This is a genomic window from Mesobacillus subterraneus, assembly GCF_000934845.1.
Taxonomy (GTDB): Bacteria; Bacillota; Bacilli; order Bacillales; family Cytobacillaceae; genus Mesobacillus; species Mesobacillus stamsii.
Window position 1 is genome coordinate 1 of the sequence record NZ_JXIQ01000022.1, and the last position, 17,479, is coordinate 17,479.

Sequence of the window (17,479 nt, forward strand, 5' to 3'; positions counted from 1 at the left end):
TGACGCTTGTTTGTTTAGTTTTCAAAGAACAATTTGTGTGCGTCGCTCAGAAGCGACTTTAATAATATATCATATCACAGTGTTGAATGTCAACATTTTTTTAAAATGTTTTTTTCGTGATTTGCAATGTTGGAAATCTATTCGCGACTGTTTCTATATACTATCACCCGAGCATCTCCAAAGTCAACATGTTTATTCCTTGAAAAAACTGGTAAAAATTAAAAACAGCCGGTTCCCCTTGCTAGGGACCGGCTGTTTTAGGATAGCTTATTTAGAAATCGTAATTATATTCTCGTCTTTCACATCAACATTGCCCTCTTTGTTGATTACGATGTGTTCTCCTTCAGCAAGGTTTGTGAATACGATTGGAGTAATAATCGATGTTGCGTTTTCTTTGATATATTCCAAGTCCACCTTCAATAACGGTTGTCCTTTTGTTACCGTTTCATTTTCTGAAACAAGTGTTTCGAATCCCTGCCCCTTCAAATTCACTGTGTCAATCCCAACATGAATCAGGATTTCTCTTCCTGAAGCAGACAGAATTCCGATAGCGTGTTTGGTCGGGAACAGATTGATTATTTTTCCGTCTACCGGTGAAACAATCGTACCTTCAGCAGGAATGATCGCAAAACCATCGCCCATCATTTTCTCTGAGAACACTTGGTCCGGAACTTCTGTAATTGGTTTGATCTCCCCTTTAATAGGAGAAACAAAAGTTTCAGCTACAGAATCCACATCATGTTGAGTCTGCAATGCTTCCGGATTCACTTCTTCTATTTGCTGTTCCACCTCTGTTGCCTGATTCGTTTCCACAGGACGAGGCCGTTTGCCATTCATAATATCTTTCATCTGACCCTTAATCGTCTCAGAGCGCGGTCCAAAAATTGCTTGAATATTATTTCCTACCTCGAGCACTCCAGCAGCACCTAGTTTTTTCAAGCGGTTTTTATCAACCTGGCCAATGTCATTAACAGATACACGAAGTCGGGTAATACATGCATCAAGATTAGCGATGTTTTCTTTCCCGCCCATGGCATCTAGGACGTCATACGGCAGGTCACTTGCTTGTCCCTTTGCTCCGACTTCTTCCTCTTCATCAACCTCTTCTCGACCTGGTGTCATCAGGTTAAACTTACGAATCGCAAATCGGAAACCAAAATAATAGATGAGCGCGAACACTAGCCCTACAGGGATGACAATCCATGCATTCGTCTGCGGATTGATCAATCCAAACAGAACGTAGTCAATCAGGCCGCCAGAGAACGTCATCCCAATTTTTACATTTAAAAGATGCATGGTCATAAAGGATAGACCGGCAAAAATCGCGTGAACCCCGAATAATACCGGCGCTACAAATAGGAACGAAAATTCAAGTGGTTCTGTAATCCCTGTCAGGAATGAAGTTAATGCAGCAGAAGCCATGAGACCGCCGACTACTACTTTTCTTTCAGGACGGGCTTCGTGATAAATAGCTAATGCGGCAGCTGGAAGACCAAACATCATGAACGGGAATTTACCGGTCATAAATGTGCCCGCAGTCAAATTCTGAACGTTATCTCCTATTTCGGCCATGAAGATCCGCTGATCCCCACGTACAACTTCGCCAGCTAAAGTAGTATACTGTCCGAATTCATACCAGAATGGTGAATAAAAGATATGGTGCAAACCAAACGGAATCAACGAACGTTCTACTACACCAAAGATAAATGCTGATAAAGTTAAATTAGCATGAACCATGTTTTGTGAGAATGCATTCAAGCCATTTTGGACTGGTGGCCAAATCACAATCATTGCCAATCCAAGCAGAATCGCTGTTCCAGCCGTGACGATCGGAACGAAACGCTTTCCTGCGAAAAAGCCAAGATAAGAAGGCAATTCAATTTCAAAAAACTTATTGTAAAGAGCAGCGGCAATGATACCAACGATGATACCACCAAAAACCCCTGTTTGAAGTGTCGGGACACCAAGAATGTTAGCATAGTTCAGTCCGTTCACATCTTCTGGTGTGATGCCTAGAACCGTACCCATTGTCACGTTCATGATCAGGTACCCGATAATGGCAGCAAGACCAGCAACACCTTCCCCGCCTGCTAAACCAACCGCTACACCCACGGCAAACAATAGCGGCAAGTTCCCGAAGACAATTTCCCCTGCTTTTTGCATGACAGCTGCAACAATGTCAACAGCGCTATTATCTAAAAATGGAGCAAGCTCCAACAAAGCAGGGTTGCGAAGGGCAGCTCCAATCGCAAGCAAAATACCTGCAGCTGGAAGCAATGCGACGGGAAGCATTAGCGCTTTTCCTACTTTTTGAAGAACACCAAAAACTTTCTTAAACATGGAAAGACCTCCTAAATTTTTTCTCTTCAAGCGGTTACAAACATGAAAAAACAAATAAAAAAAGCATGAGAAGGATGTGTCGAAAGAAGCTTATGGATATAGTACCCATAAAACTTCCTTTCCATTACATCCTTTACTCATGCCTGATCGAATCAGTAACACGTAAGAATACTGCTTATTTCACTTTTTTCTGAAGTCTTTGCAGATGCATCGTTAGATACACGGCTTCCGCATCGCATACTTGTTTTTTCAAGGTTTGTTGCATCACTTTAATGAGTTTCCACGAAAGATTGTAACACAGAGGATATTCCTCTTTCAAGAGGTTTGCAAATTTTTCTGGTTCCTCTACTTTTTCGCCGTTATTGACCCTTTCGATCGTGAAGCGTATGTGGCGCACAAGCCTTGTATAGTCTATCCCTTCTTTATCAACCTCGATATCTAGGTTTTCTTCAATTACTTGTACTAGTTTTGTCACAAGCTGTGAATGTTTATTTACGTCCGATAGACTCCGATTCATGATAGCGCTGTGAATATGGAGGGCGATAAAGCCGATCTCCCCTTCTGGAAGTTCCATACCTGAGCGTTCCTTGATCAGCTGCACCACTTCTTTGGCCATGTCAAATTCAGTTGGATACAGCGTTTTTGTTTCCACTAGAAATGGATTTTTGAATTCTATTCCCTGCGAAATTCTAGTTACCGCAAACATCAAATGATCCGTCAAGGCGACATGGATATGCTCATTTAGCAGGCCAGATGTCTGTTTTTTAATTAATTCAATTGAAGATATGATCGCTTCATGCAGGTCATTTTCAACAAAAGGCAAAAGCTTGATATAGTTTGCCTGTTCTTTTTCATCTTTGAGAACAAACATTTTCTCCGCCTGTCCCTCTTCTATCATGTCGCCTTTTTTTCGATTGAAGGCGATTCCCTTGCCAATCATGATTACTTCTCCAAATGACGGATGGTCAGCAATTAAGACATTATTATTCAATCCTTTTTTCACTTCTATTCTGTCCATGCCGTTTCCCCGTTTCCACTTGTTCTATGGGAATATCGTATAGAACGAGGATTTAGAAGTCAATCCGCAGAGTTTACCAGATACTTTTTTACCAAAAAAGATCCAGCGGCATTCGCTGGACCGAAAGATGCTATTCTGTTAAAAACACAAAGTAGAGTACGAAGATGACAAAGAATAGATACATAATTGGGTGAACCTCTTTTGATTTCCCCTTGACGATCATCGTAATCGGATAAAAGATGAATCCTGCTGCAATTCCGGTCGCAATACTTGACGACAACGGCATGGAGATCATTGTCAAGAATGATGGCACTGCGATTTCAAAGCGACTCCATTCGATTTTTCCGAGCGATGAAACCATCAGAACACCGACGATGATTAATGCTGGTGCAGTTACAGCCGAAGTGACCACTGAAAGCAGCGGGAAGAAAAATAGGGATAATAGAAAGAATCCTGCTGTCACAAGGGAAGCAAATCCACTTCGTGCTCCTGATGCAACGCCTGCAGATGATTCAATATACGATGTTGTTGTTGAAGTGCCGAAGATGGAACCAACAAGTGATGCGATTGAATCGGCAAACAGAGCACGTCCTGCACGAGGAAGCTTATTGTCCTTCATTAATCCCGCCTGGTTCGCTACTGCTACGAGCGTACCTGCATTATCAAAAAAGTCAACGAACAAGAATGTCAAAATGATGCCGAGCATGGTAGAAGTGTAGAAGGACGGATCACCGAACGCTGTAAATACCGCTCCAAATGTTGGCGCGACACTTGGTACTGCACCGACTACTTTATTAGGCGTGTCGATCAGGTTGAACATCATTCCGGCAATGACAGTAATAATGATACCGAAGAATACCGCGCCGTGAATGCCTCTTGTCATCATGATGACCGTAATCAATAACCCGAAAAGAGCTAGCAAAGTATTGCCATTTGCCAAATCACCAAGCCCAACAAGTGTAGCTGGATTATCGACGATGATGCCAGCATTTTTCAAACCAATAAATGTAATAAATAATCCAATTCCCGCTCCAACTGCGTGCTTTAGTTCCACAGGAATAGCATTAATCAATTTTTCCCGCCAGCCAGTAATCGTAAGCAACAGGAAAAACAGGCTGGAGATAAAAACGGCAGCGAGCGCATGCTGCCATGGTGCTCCATGGCTTAGGACAACCGTATAGGCAAAAAACGCATTTAATCCCATTCCCGGCGCAAGTGCGATGGGATATTTTCCAAGCAATCCCATTATAATCGACCCGACTGCTGCGGCCAACGCCGTAGCAACGAAAACCGCGCCGTAATCCATTCTCATCGCATCAGGCAGATCTTTTATGCTGTCCAATGTAAGTGTAAGCGGGTTGACAACCAAAATGTACGCCATTGCCAGAAACGTTGTCAATCCGCCGATGAATTCGCGACGATAGTTCGTGCCAAGCTTTTCAAACTCAAAATAGTTCTTCATTTTTCTTTCCCCCTGAATGAATGGGGAAATAAGACCAAAAAGAAAACGCCTCCGGATACCGGGCGTTGACGAAAGGCATAGCTGACGGAAAACCAATTAAAAATCGGTAAACTGCCAGTATTCTATCCCTCGTAGTCAAGCCATTTACGGTAGCTCGGTAGAAACTTTTGGGCCTTATCCCCAAGATTATACGACGAATTATGACAAATTAGTAAGTTCAGATACATTCTATCAGGACTTTTGCATCAAGTCAATAAAAAAAACGAACATTTTCATGTTCGTTTTTAATATCGTTCGTCTTTTATTCCCATTCAATCGTTGCTGGTGGTTTGCTAGTAATGTCGTAAACGACACGGTTGACATGGTCTACTTCGTTGACGATCCTTGTCGAGATAATTTCAAGAACATCCCATGGGATTCTTGCCCAATCGGACGTCATACCATCAATGGATGTAACTGCGCGGATGCCGATCGTGTAATCATATGTCCTCGCATCACCCATGACACCTACGCTGCGGATATCAGGAAGGACGGTAAAATACTGCCAGATTTCCCGATCTAGTCCCGCTTTCTTAATTTCGTTTCTGAGAATAGCATCTGATTCCCGGACAATCTCTAATTTTTCTTCAGAGATAGCCCCAAGAACGCGAATACCTAGTCCAGGACCAGGAAACGGCTGACGCCAAACGATTTCATCAGGAATTCCAAGCTCAGTGCCTAGCTGACGAACCTCATCCTTGAATAATGCATTCAATGGCTCGATTAAGCTGAACTGCATGTTCTCTGGAAGGCCGCCTACATTGTGATGAGATTTGATTGTCTGAGCCGTCGCCGTGCCGCTCTCAATAATATCGGTATACAATGTTCCCTGTGCAAGGAATTCAATGCCCTCGAGTTTTTCTGCTTCGTCATCAAAAACGTAAATGAACTCGTTTCCGATGATCTTGCGCTTTTGCTCCGGATCAGATACACCTTCAAGCTTACTGAGGAATCGCTCTTTGGCATCCACCTTTATCACATTCATGTTGAATTCATCGGCGAAGGTCTTCATAACACTCGTCGCTTCATCTTTGCGCAATAACCCATGGTCAACAAAAATACATGTCAGCTGATCGCCAATCGCTTTGTGGATCAGTACCGCAACTACTGAAGAATCCACTCCCCCGCTTAGCGCGCAAAGAACTTTCTTGTCTCCCACCAGCTGGCGGATCTTCTCCATTTCCATTTCAATGAAATTTTCCATTGACCAGTTGCCTTCGCATTCGCATACTTTAAAGACAAAGTTTTTCAGCAAATCATTGCCAAAAAGAGAGTGGCGTACTTCCGGATGGAATTGGACCGCATACAGCTTACGGGTCTCGTCGCTCATCGCTGCGATCGGACAGGATGGATTGATTCCATCCACTGAAAACCCTGGCGGTGACATTGTGACGAGATCGCCGTGGCTCATCCAAACTACCTGTTCTCCTGGTGTGCCTTCGAATAACTTGTTTTGGTTATGGAGAGTCAGCAGTGCTTTTCCATATTCGCGGTTCTTCGCCTTTTCGACCTTCCCGCCAAAATGCATGGTCATTAGCTGCATCCCATAACAAATGCCTAGAATCGGCAAGCCAAGCTCAAAAATTTCTTCATCACAACGAAAGGCTCCCTCATCATAAACGGAGTTTGGTCCCCCTGAAAAGATGATCCCCTTTGGGTTCATTTCCTTGATTTCTGCCGCAGTGATTGTGTGTGGATGAAGCTCGCTGTATACGCCAAACTCCCTAATCCGTCTTGTAATCAACTGATTATATTGGCTGCCAAAGTCTAATACTACTATCTTTTCCTGTTCTTGCAGCTCGGTTTTCATACATTCACCTCATTTAAAATAGACGCAGTAATTCCATTATGTACCTATTATGTTTTTTTTCGCATAAAAAAAACCAGAAATCTGCCACCCAAGTGAAAGGAAAGCAGAATTCCAGCGCAATACGAACAAAAGAAGCCTGCCTTCATAGTCAAATCATTTCCGGTGATTTGGTAGATACTTTCGATCCATATTATCGAGGATATATGAAGGATAAACTATATAGTTGCTCACATTGTATCAGTATCCTATTTTAACGGTCAAGCCCCAGATTTCCTAATCATATTTTCCCAGTGCTTTTTCACATCTTGCCACATGTCTTCCTCTCTTTCGCCGCGATACAAATACTCCTCATATTTAGCAGTAAGCCTGCTCATATCGCTAGTTGCGAAAAATGAATCCACATAAGAGGCATAGTCACGCAATGTCTGCCCATCCTCCCGCTTCAGCCCGTAAGTCCTGAGCTGCTTTAACAGGACAATATAAGCTTTCTCCAAGTACTTATTTTGTTTTTTTCCCTTATAAAGAAGGATATAGAAGGCGGGAAGCCAGTTTCCGCGCAGTCTGTACATAATTGCCAGAAATACAGCGAGCACGAGCAATGTCTGTAAAATTTTCCCAAAATGATCCGTAAGAAAAGCACCGGCATTTTTCAGCCTCTCTGAAACTGAAGCTGCTGGCTTGTCCGCCTGTACCTGTTCTTTCGGTATATCCGGTTTCTTCGACGCCTCTGGTGCTGTTACATCTTCTTGATTATCCACAGTAGTCGACGGAGTGTTGTTGGTGTTGTTTTCAAACTGGACATTATTGGAAAACCCTTGAGTCGGTTCAAATGGCACCCAACCAACACCAGGAAAATACCCCTCCACCCAGGAGTGTGCATTATTATTTGTGACCTCGTATTGCCGGCGACCATCGTCTGCAGTATCGAGATAATCTCCTTCGGTATAGCCTTTCACCCAGCGGGTAGGGATGCCGACAGAACGCATCATCACCACCATCGAAGTGGAGAAATTATCACAATAGCCCCGTTGGGTTTCGAACAGGAATTGATCGACATAATCCTGGTCATCAGCCGGAACTGCCACATTCGTTTGATCATAAACAAAATTATTCGAATGAAAGTATGCTTCAATGGCCTGTGCTTTTTCAAGCCATGTCTGTTTATCTTTCGTAATTTCCTCTGCTAGATTCACAACCCGCTCAGGGAGCCCTTCTGGTACCTGGGTGTATTTTTCCAGGAAAGCCGCATTTTGCTCCCCTGCCATATCTTCTTTCCCAGCTTCCTTCAGCTTATCCACACTGTAGACAGGATAATCAAACGTGAGCGAATATGGCCCAAAGGATCCTGATTGTCCATCAGGAAGTGAGGTGATTTTCTCCGTCTCCGGATCGAGCATAAACTGCAAAGACGAGTACCCTGCACCAGCATCCACCCGTTTTACCCCAAGCGGATAAACAAGGTGCGGATACCCAATTTTCGGAGTAACCGTGCTCGTACGTTCTTCTGTCTTCACCCCACCTGGTTCAAAAGGCTGCATGGGAATTGGCTGCTCTGGCCTAAATTCAACCGGCATGGCAGTATCGGATTTTTCTGTTATCCATCCTTTTCCGGTATAGACATCTTTCGTTTCGATCCTCCAATAATGCCGCCCATCTGCCTCTGCAGAAAAAACAACCGTATCGTCCCCGATGAACGGGCCGCCCAGCGCGGAATCATCTGTTCCATAGCCAACCTTCTGAACGCCGCTGCCTTCACCGGAATCCTGATTATAGGAGGTGATAAATGGAACTGGATCCGGCCAGATAGGGCCAGCTTTAGGAGCTGCATAGCCAATTCCCACGCTTAACACAACCATGGCCGCCAAAGGTATCATCCATTTTTTCGCGCTATAGAGGTTCTTCTTCGCCAATTCCTTGAGACCCATCCGGTAGTACGACAGCAATCCTAGCATGAAAAATCCGGCAAAAACTGTCCGAACAATCGCTGCATCCGCGTTATATGGGGTGAAGGTGTCAAGAACTGTGATGTATACAAGCGTCATAAAGAAAAACACAAAAATTTGTTTTCGGTTGATCAGCCAGTATGAAATCAAGTAGGTCAACAACCATAACAAAATAAAGAATAACAATGTCCGAAACTCATTAGAAATCTCTGTCCAATTTGCATTTACGATAAAATTGGCATTTGATATCACTTCGGTGAACAGCCCGGAAACCCATTTAAAACTGAAAAAGGCGCCGTCATAAAACATGGTATGAACTGAATATAAGATGATGATGATTTTTATCAGCGCTCCCGGAATCGCCGGCATGTTGAAGTACGTCATCATTAGCGAAACAAATACAAAGCTAAGGAAGATGCTTATATGTCCTGTATCCGTCAGTTCCTTTAAAGGCCGCAGCCACTCCCAAAGCAGCAAAAAGCTGAAAACAAACAATAAAAAGTATGCAGCATCTTTTTTGGGCTTAACGATTTTCATCCCCGATTCACCTCCGAGAAGGCTTCAGGAAACTGGCCGTCATGCACCATGACAAGCCGGATTCCCCTCGCACTTGTCAATGATCTTAAATTTTTTTCTGTATCTGTCGATAATTCCTGGCTGTTTTTAATCAGAAAGATACTGACCGCTTCATTTCGTTGATTTAAGACCACTGCTTTTTCAACTAGCTCTTTCGTCAGTTGGGCGGTAACCAGCATAACGGAGTTGCTCTGCTGTGCAAGAAAGGTTTCTGCTTCCAAAACACGATCGAAGGAAACCGGACTAGTATCCCGGATTTTGGCGAGATGGTAGAGAAGCTGCTGTTGCTGGCTCTCCCCGCCTCGAGCAGGAAAAGCGACACGCTCCGTGCTCGATGTTAGCAGTCCAACCTGGGCACCTTTACGCAATATCGCCCTGATAACCGAGGCGGTAAAAGAAACGATCACTTCAAAATGCGGATCTGGAGCACAATCCATTAAAAGAGTTACATCATGAGATTGCCTTTGTTCAAACTCCTTGGTCATAATATCATTTCGCCGAGCAGTCGCTTTCCAATTAATCCAGGAAAACCGGTCACCCGGCTGGTACTCTCGAACACCAGTTGCCATTGATGTATCTCGCTGGACTCGCTCCTTCGAGGCGGTCATCCCCTGGTCAAAATGGCGCGACACCGGCCGGTACACCAACTCCTGATACGCTGGATACACAAGAATTTTATTTTCATCCTTCAGGATTTTTTCTTTTTCGATTAATCCGAGCAAATCGCCTGTCTTCAGCTTGATTCCTGTCAGGACATGTTCGCCCCTAGGCAGGTTCTCGATCGAGTAATGAAAGCTGAAAATCCGTTTAAATCCCGGGAATATCATTGTTTTCGCCGCTTGCAAATCCTTGTTTCCAGCAAGCGTTTCTCCCGACTGTTCTTCGGCGATTGCGAAAAACAATGGGAATGGGATCTTTCTTCTAAGGGTAATGCTTGCCTTGAACTTCTCGCCAGCGTTGTAATCCTGTTTTGTGTACACTCTCTCCGCTTTTATCTCTTTCAAAGAGTACAAAGCTAGGCCAAAAGCATACAGCCCGAATGGTACAAAGCTATAAAACAGGAACCAGCTGACAAAACCACCCTGAAACATCGCATACGAAAAGGTGAGCAAGAGCAGAAACAGCAAAACGATCCGCTTCCAAACTTCATTGACCTTTCGAAAAAATTTTTTCATATTATTTCACAAGCCTTTGGACCGGCACAGGAACGCGCGCCATTACTCTATTGACGATATCCTCAGGCGTAATCCCTTCAAACCTTGCTTCAGATTTTAAAATGATCCGATGGGCAAAAACAGATGGAGCCAGGTACTGGACATCATCCGGAATAACATAGTCTCTGCCATAAATAAATGCATACGCCTGTGCCGCCTTCATCAAGGCTATCGATCCACGCGGGCTTACGCCAAGATAGACACTTGAATGGCTTCGTGTCCGGCCCGACAGTTCGACAATATATCGCTTAAGCGATTCGTCGACGACAACTTCCTTAATACTCTGTTGCAAGCCGCGTAATTCTTCAAGCGAAACGACCGGCTGTAAATCTTCGATCGGAAGACTGCGCTGCGCTCGGTTAAGCACTTCCATTTCCTCATTAGGTGCCGGGTAGCCCATTTTCATTTTAAGGAGAAACCGGTCCAGCTGTGCTTCTGGGAGTGGATAGGTACCCTCATAATCAATCGGATTCTGGGTAGCCATGACAAAGAATGGCTTGTCGAGAATATGCGTCACACCATCAACCGTGACGCTGTGCTCCTCCATTCCTTCCAGCAGAGCTGATTGAGTTTTTGGAGATGTCCTGTTGATCTCATCAGCCAAAATGATGTTTCCCAAAATCGGTCCCGGTCTGAACTCGAATTCCATTTCTTTCGGGTTATAGATGGAAACCCCTGTCACATCTGAAGGCAGCAGGTCAGGGGTAAACTGAATCCTTCTGAACTTGGCACTGACAGACTTCGCCAGTGCACGGACCATCATCGTCTTCCCAACACCTGGGACATCCTCTAAAAGCACATGTCCCCCGGCAAGCAGCGCAATCAGACTTAGCTCTGCCACGTTTCGTTTGCCTGTCATTACCTTATCGATATTTCCTAATATTCGATCAACCACAGGATTCATTTGGTCCCTCATTGAATTTCCCCCTTACATCTATTGAAAGTACACAAATACGTTTATATTTTTCATCTGATTTAAGTCTATATTCGCTATTTTCTGTCAAAATCCTGTAAAATCTGAGATAAAAATTTTTACCACTTTGTGATAGACGAGAAATTCAACGAGAAAGTTTCATGAAAAGTGAAAAAGCACCATTCCTTCTATCTACTTAGCTTGCGACATTCGGAATTGCCCCCATGCCCTCCAGGATAATCCGCGCATCAGTGTTCAAATACGCCCCGATATCTCTCCGCAAAAACAGCAGCGAATGGTCCTTGACTATTCCCTTCATGCCTCGTAAATCAAATTTGGATGCATAGCTGTTTACAGCACCAATTACTGCCATGTCTTTCCTTGTCAACGGCTGTTGGCCGACTTCCATTCGCTTTGTCAAAAATTCAAGCAACTCTCTGGCATTAGACTTTAGATGGTTGCGATTCTCATTTAGAATTTCCATATTCTCTTCCATATACAATCTTGCAGCTGCAAAATCCAGTTCTTCGACACGATTGTTGATCCTGGCTATCAAATCCAAAACGTGCATCCTATTCTCCTCCTGATGGTAAAAATTCTGCTTATTATCTATATCGGACGACAACGCTACTACTGCATCATTTTTAACGAAGGCATGATTGGATATTTTTAAGTATTTAAAAACTTTTTTAAAAGAGGTATGATAGTGATTAAAATATATTTTCGTATAGGAAGGCATCATGCAAAAAGGACTTCATAAAGAAAGAGGTAATTATATGAATGCAGTATACCCAACATCGCCAAGCATGTCGAAAACAAAGACTCTTGTGATCAACGCTCTTTTTATCGCATTGACCCTTGTAGCAACTATGTTTATCAACATCAAACTTCCAATCATGGGCAACGGCGGGTTGATTCATCTTGGTAACGTCCCCCTGTTCATCGCAGCCTTTGTTTTTGGCAGAAAAACAGGAGCAATCGCAGGAGCGTTCGGCATGGGCCTGTTCGACCTTATCTCCGGCTGGGCAGTATGGGCTCCATTCACCTTCATTATCGTTGGTTTGATGGGTTATCTGGCAGGACTAATTGCTGAAAAAATGCCTGGCAAAAAGGTAATTGTCTATTCACTGGCAGTGATTGTCGCCATGCTGATCAAGATCGTTGGCTACTATTTTGCCGAAGTTGTCCTTTACGGCAACTGGATCCAGCCATTCGGCTCCATCCCAGGCAATATCATGCAAGTAGTCCTCGCTGGCCTGATAGTCATTCCACTTGCAGGAAGAATCAAAAAGCTGTTTTAATCAAACGTTTGATTAACAGAGTTGGCAAAAAAACCGGGCAAAAACCGCCCGGTCCTTTTTTGTTTTGGAGGATAATCGATTTCTGCTCCAGACACTCGCTTTCCGTGGAGCAACTGGCGAGCCTCCTCGTCGCTTCGCTCAAACCTAATCCGATCGCAACCGAGCCTATCACCATCCAAATAAATAATTTCACCCCAAACCCTCACAGGATCGGTTTTTTTGATAAGAACATAGGACCTGTCAAAATAACGGGGCTTTCTTGACAACTTTCCGCTCTACACACCCACACCTGTCAAAATAAATAACGTCAGTTTCTAGTCTTGTCCTGCATTAGCACATAGCCCAAGGTAACCCGTTTGCCGCTAACTCCTCGAGACGCTTTTCGTCTTCGTCTTCGTGTCTATCACCAAAAAGGATTCGTTTCAGATTTTCCCGCAATTACAAAAAAGGGTAAACATATAAATTCAATATTACAAAAAAGAATCCCCTATGGCTTGCTAGGGGATTCCTTTTTATGTATAGATCTTGGTTTTTTGTAGCGATTGCTTTATATCGCCTGGCAATATGCTCTTTATTTCTATTTTTTTACTATTTCTTAAACATTGATAATAGCCAGTTCCATTTGCTGGTCCGGATTCCTTCTTCTAATCGCTTGTTAAAATCAATTTGAGCATTCCATTCATTCCTTTGTTCCTCGCGCATTTTCTGCAGCTGTTGTTGTAGGTATTCACTTCGCTCCCTTTCCTGATTCAGGAGTTCTTCATAATGGGCATTTTGCTGCTCCAAAATTCTCTCGATCTTCGCATTGGTTCTTTGTGCGGAATTTCCAATACTGGAACTAATCACATGATGATCTTGCTGAAGCTGTGATATATTTGTTTTCAGCAGGGCCATATCGTTTTTCAGCTGTATATTCATGTCACGTGTTGCCGCTAATTCATTGACGACAAACAGCAATACCTCTTTTAACTGATTTGGATCCTGCGGTAGATTTTCAAATGTTTCGGAAAGAGCGATCTCCGTATCGCCCGCTCCATCCAGCATCTCTCTTTGCTTCGCAACTAGGTCTTTAGCTGTTTCATCCAGCGGTTTGTCTGTATCGCGTAGCGCTACGAGTGCGCGAACATCGGACTGCACGAAGATTCGGCGGTCACCATCCTTCAAAAACTCATAGCCATAGCGCTCCAGAATCTGCCCATACTTTCGGACAGTAGGTGTGGCAATGCCTATCTCCTCTGCCACTTCCTTCGTTGAGAATGCCTGTTCATTCGCTTGTATATCGTTTCGCATATCGCACGTGCACCTCCCGTTTCCCAATATGCTAAGAGTTCACCATAATTGAAATAGTCATATCGCTTATATTCCTATTCTAGCAGATAAACACCTATCTAACCTATCGTTCGACAGATTTTTTAAAAAAATAAGGATCTATCTCCAATGAGACAGATCCTTATTTTCATTATGCATGGGAAGGCTTGAATCTTTTTAGCCTTAATGCGTTCAGCAATACGGATACTGAGCTAAAGCTCATGGCTGCACCGGCGATCATTGGGTTCAGCAATGGTCCGCCAAACAGGAACAAGATACCCATTGCGATCGGAATCCCGACAACGTTATACGCAAATGCCCAGAAAAGGTTTTGTTTTACGTTGCGGATGGTTTCTTTGCTTAGCTCAATGGCTGTAGGTACATCCATTAAGTCACTTCTCATCAGGATGATATCTGCTGATTCCATCGCTACATCCGTTCCTGAGCCAATCGCAATCCCGATGTCAGCCTGGGCAAGTGCAGGAGCGTCATTGATGCCGTCCCCGACCATTGCTACCCTTCTGCCTTCATCCTGGAGCTTTTTGACCTCGTTTGCTTTGTCTTCCGGTAACACCTCGCTCAACACACGGTCGATTCCGACTTGTTTGGCGATTGCTTCCGCTGTGCGTTTGTTGTCGCCAGTGATCATCGCGACTTCTAAGCCCATTCTATGAAGCTTTTCTACCGCCTTTAGACTTGTTTCTTTTACCGTGTCAGCTACGGCAATGATTCCGGCGATTTTCTCGTCGATCGAGATATACATCGGAGTCTTGCCTTCGTTGGCAAACTGATCTGAGGTTTGGGACAAGTCCAGTAAATCGATACCGCGATCATCCATTAATTTGCGGTTACCAAGCAGCAGATTCTTACCATCAATGGTTACCTCAATTCCGTGTCCAACGATCGCGTTAAATCCTTCTGTTGTGGATAGGGTAAGACCTTTATCCTGCGCATCCCGGACAATCGCTTCTCCCAGAGGATGTTCAGAGCCCTTTTCAGCTGAGGCTGCAAGCGCGAGCAGTTCCTGCTCGGCAATGCCATTTGCTGTTACAATATCTGTCACAACCGGCCTACCTTCTGTGATCGTGCCTGTTTTATCAAACACAATCGTATTGACTTTGTGGGCAGTCTCAAGTGCTCCACCGCTTTTGATCAGCACACCATTCTCTGCCCCTTTTCCTGTACCGACCATGATGGCAGTAGGCGTCGCCAGCCCAAGTGCACATGGACATGCAATCACAAGAACTGAAATCGTAATTGTGAAGGCGAACAGACCTGACTGCCCTCCAAAGTACCAGGCAAGACCAGTGAGAATGGCAAGCGCAATGACGATTGGCACAAAAATCCCAGATATAATATCCGCCATTTTCGCAATCGGCGCTTTTGAGCCTTGTGCATCTTCAACTAGCTTAATAATTTGCGACAAAGCTGTATCCTTACCAACCTTGGTTGCTTCATAGCGGATCGTACCCGTTTTATTGATGCTGGCACCGATAATAGAAGCACCAACAGATTTTTCAACCGGGATACTTTCACCTGTAAGCATCGCTTCATCGACAGAAGTCGTTCCTTCGACGACGATACCATCTACCGGCATCTTCTCCCCAGGTTTCACAATAACGATGTCGCCAACCTGCACTTCATCAACAGAGATGACCAATTCTTTTCCTTCTCTTAAAATCGTTGCCGTTTTCGGCGCAAGGCCCATTAGCTTCTTGATCGCCTCGGACGTTTTCCCCTTTGAAAGGGCCTCGAAATATTTTCCAAGCGTAATTAACGTTAAAATCACTGCCGCTGATTCATAATATAAATTGCCGGCGTAAGATTCATTGCCGAGGACAATCTTAATGGTCGCGAACAAGCTGTAAAGAAAGGCTGCGCTTGTTCCGAGGGCAACGAGCGAATCCATGTTAGGATGCCGCTTGATCAATGTTTTGAAGCCGACTGTAAAAAATGGTTTTCCTAAAAAAAGCACCGGGATTGCCAGGATTAGCTGGGTAATCGCAAACGCAGCCGGGTTATGCATTGGGTCGATTATTTCGGGAAGCGGCATTCCAAGCATATGCCCCATTGAAACAAGCAGCAAAGGAATGGTAAACACGCCTGAAATCCAGAAGCGTCGCCACATTTCCTTAATATGCAATTCCTTTTTCTCTCTGTCTGCATCAGCCGAGCTCTCCGCGTCAATATCCTCTTGTGCCTCATAACCGGCATCTGCAACTGCCTTTTTAATGTCGGCTACCGTAACGACTGTCGGATCGAATTGAATGACCATTTTTTCGGTTGCCATATTTACATTTGAATCTATTACTCCATCCAGTTTCCTTGTCGCTTTTTCAACTGACTGGACACAAGATGAACAGGTCATCCCGTTAATGATAAAACTCTTTTTTACAACATCTGTGATCGCCTTATAACCGGCATCCTCTACAGCATTCTGGATGTCTTTTATTGTCAGTTCATTTTCATCAAAATGAACCTTTAATTTTTCAGTAGCAAGGTTCACATTTGCTTCCTGCATGCCAGGCAGTTTTTTCACAGCCTTTTCAACAGACTGCACACATGATGCACACGTCATGCCTTCAATCGTTAAAGTTTTTTCTGTCATCCTATATCAGCCACCTTTTGGATGTGGATTCAGATTCATAGCCTGCTTCACGGACTGCCTCATTCATCGCATCAATTGTTTGCTTTGATTCATCGTATTTCACTTTCGCTGTGCCTTTTTTTAAATCGACCTTGGCTACTTCTACCCCTGGGAGCGAATTTAAAGCCTTTTCCACCTTTCCGACACAATGTCCGCAAGTCATTCCATTTACCTTCAATACTATTTTTTCCATTTATAAACACTCCTTTTTATGACAATCCATATTGTGATTTTCTTTACAATGACACTGGCCTGGTACACAATTGCAGATAATTGTTTCTACAGCATCCTTCTTCTTTGCCTGCAAAACCTCCTCAAGCATGGAAACATCCTCATAGCTCAGCGTCGCTTCTTTTATCAGATCGGCAATTGTTTTCCCTACCGCCGTATTGCAGATGTGATCGAAAAATCCAGCCTTTAGTGCCTGAAGGCTTTCCCTCTCACTGACAGCCGCCGAATAAATAAATTTGTTCCCTTTCGTCTCCGTATTCAGGGCGCCTTTTTTTACAAGCCGGCCAATAAAGGTTTTCGTTGTCGCAGGCTTCCAAGCTTTCTTTTCCTGCAGCACTTGGATAATATCCTTGCTGGTCGCTTTCGTACTCGTCCACACAACCCTCATTACTTCCCACTCTGAATCGGTTATTTCAAACCTTTCCTCTTTTTGCATGACAACACCTCGATGTTTACAAATGTAATCGATTTATGTTTATAGTTTACAACCGTAAACGTTTTTTGTCAACCCCATTGCTTGCACTTTGAAAAATCATTTTTCATTAAACTAAAACCCTATTTTCAAATACCTAAACTTAACTTGCCAATTCAGCCGAAAATTATAATAAGAAAAACCGGGCAAACTGCGTCCGGTCCTTTTTTGGTTTGGCTGATAATCGATTTCCACTCCAGACACT

General features: G+C 43.9%; 14 protein-coding genes and 2 riboswitches. Of the genes, 1 reads left to right on the forward strand and 13 read right to left on the reverse strand.

Going from position 1 to position 17,479, the window contains the following annotated elements; all coding sequences use genetic code 11:
- Nucleotides 1-267 precede the first annotated feature (267 nt).
- From ptsG to UB32_RS19965, 8 genes are all read right to left on the reverse strand, one after another.
- Nucleotides 268-2,340, reverse strand: coding sequence for a glucose-specific PTS transporter subunit IIBC (ptsG, locus tag UB32_RS03980; RefSeq protein WP_044391397.1), 2,073 nt, complete (start codon nucleotides 2,338-2,340; stop codon nucleotides 268-270).
- A 175-nt stretch (nucleotides 2,341-2,515) separates the two neighbouring features.
- The gene (glcT, locus tag UB32_RS03985; RefSeq protein WP_044391399.1) at nucleotides 2,516-3,358 is read right to left on the reverse strand and encodes a glucose PTS transporter transcription antiterminator GlcT; all 843 of its coding nucleotides are present in this window, start codon (nucleotides 3,356-3,358) and stop codon (nucleotides 2,516-2,518) included.
- 130 nt (nucleotides 3,359-3,488) lie between these two features.
- Nucleotides 3,489-4,820, reverse strand: coding sequence for an NCS2 family permease (locus UB32_RS03990; RefSeq protein WP_044391401.1), 1,332 nt, complete (start codon nucleotides 4,818-4,820; stop codon nucleotides 3,489-3,491).
- Nucleotides 4,821-4,932: 112 nt separating this feature from the next.
- Nucleotides 4,933-5,034, reverse strand: a riboswitch (purine riboswitch).
- An 87-nt stretch (nucleotides 5,035-5,121) separates the two neighbouring features.
- On the reverse strand, nucleotides 5,122-6,669 hold the full coding sequence (gene guaA, locus UB32_RS03995) for a glutamine-hydrolyzing GMP synthase (RefSeq protein WP_044391403.1): 1,548 nt from the start codon (nucleotides 6,667-6,669) through the stop codon (nucleotides 5,122-5,124).
- Nucleotides 6,670-6,794: 125 nt separating this feature from the next.
- A riboswitch (purine riboswitch) is annotated at nucleotides 6,795-6,896 on the reverse strand.
- 30 nt (nucleotides 6,897-6,926) lie between these two features.
- Entirely contained in the window at nucleotides 6,927-9,149 is a 2,223-nt protein-coding gene (locus UB32_RS04000) for a transglutaminase TgpA family protein (protein ID WP_044391405.1), read from the reverse strand.
- Entirely contained in the window at nucleotides 9,146-10,363 is a 1,218-nt protein-coding gene (locus tag UB32_RS04005; RefSeq protein ID WP_044391406.1) for a DUF58 domain-containing protein, read from the reverse strand. The genes UB32_RS04000 and UB32_RS04005 overlap by 4 nt, the downstream gene beginning before the upstream one ends.
- A 1-nt stretch (nucleotide 10,364) precedes the next feature.
- Complete coding sequence (locus UB32_RS04010) at nucleotides 10,365-11,318, reverse strand: AAA family ATPase (RefSeq protein ID WP_044391408.1); 954 nt, start codon at nucleotides 11,316-11,318, stop codon at nucleotides 10,365-10,367.
- A 193-nt stretch (nucleotides 11,319-11,511) separates the two neighbouring features.
- Nucleotides 11,512-11,886 (reverse strand): hypothetical protein, encoded by a 375-nt coding sequence (locus UB32_RS19965; RefSeq protein ID WP_044391411.1) that lies wholly within the window; start codon nucleotides 11,884-11,886, stop codon nucleotides 11,512-11,514.
- A 205-nt stretch (nucleotides 11,887-12,091) separates the two neighbouring features.
- On the opposite strand from UB32_RS19965, the gene UB32_RS04020 reads away from it, so the two are divergent.
- Nucleotides 12,092-12,616: an ECF transporter S component gene (locus UB32_RS04020; RefSeq protein WP_044391420.1), complete on the forward strand. Its 525-nt coding sequence runs from the start codon at nucleotides 12,092-12,094 to the stop codon at nucleotides 12,614-12,616.
- On the opposite strand, the gene UB32_RS19755 is transcribed toward UB32_RS04020, so the two are convergent.
- The 5 genes from UB32_RS19755 to UB32_RS04040 form a co-directional block, all read right to left on the reverse strand.
- Nucleotides 12,600-12,809: a hypothetical protein gene (locus tag UB32_RS19755; protein ID WP_128721488.1), complete on the reverse strand. Its 210-nt coding sequence runs from the start codon at nucleotides 12,807-12,809 to the stop codon at nucleotides 12,600-12,602. The genes UB32_RS04020 and UB32_RS19755 overlap by 17 nt on opposite strands.
- A gap of 395 nt (nucleotides 12,810-13,204) precedes the next feature.
- Nucleotides 13,205-13,906: a hypothetical protein gene (locus UB32_RS04025; RefSeq protein ID WP_044391413.1), complete on the reverse strand. Its 702-nt coding sequence runs from the start codon at nucleotides 13,904-13,906 to the stop codon at nucleotides 13,205-13,207.
- Between the two features lie 169 nt (nucleotides 13,907-14,075).
- A complete protein-coding gene (locus UB32_RS04030) occupies nucleotides 14,076-16,532 on the reverse strand; it encodes a heavy metal translocating P-type ATPase (RefSeq protein ID WP_044391415.1) in 2,457 nt (818 codons plus the stop codon).
- A 1-nt stretch (nucleotide 16,533) separates the two neighbouring features.
- Nucleotides 16,534-16,764, reverse strand: a complete 231-nt coding sequence (locus UB32_RS04035) for a heavy-metal-associated domain-containing protein (protein WP_044391417.1) — start codon at nucleotides 16,762-16,764, stop codon at nucleotides 16,534-16,536.
- Nucleotides 16,765-17,238 carry a CopY/TcrY family copper transport repressor gene (locus UB32_RS04040; RefSeq protein WP_044391419.1) on the reverse strand — a complete coding sequence of 158 codons (474 nt, stop codon included), beginning with the start codon at nucleotides 17,236-17,238 and terminating at the stop codon, nucleotides 16,765-16,767.
- Nucleotides 17,239-17,479: the final 241 nt, after the last annotated feature.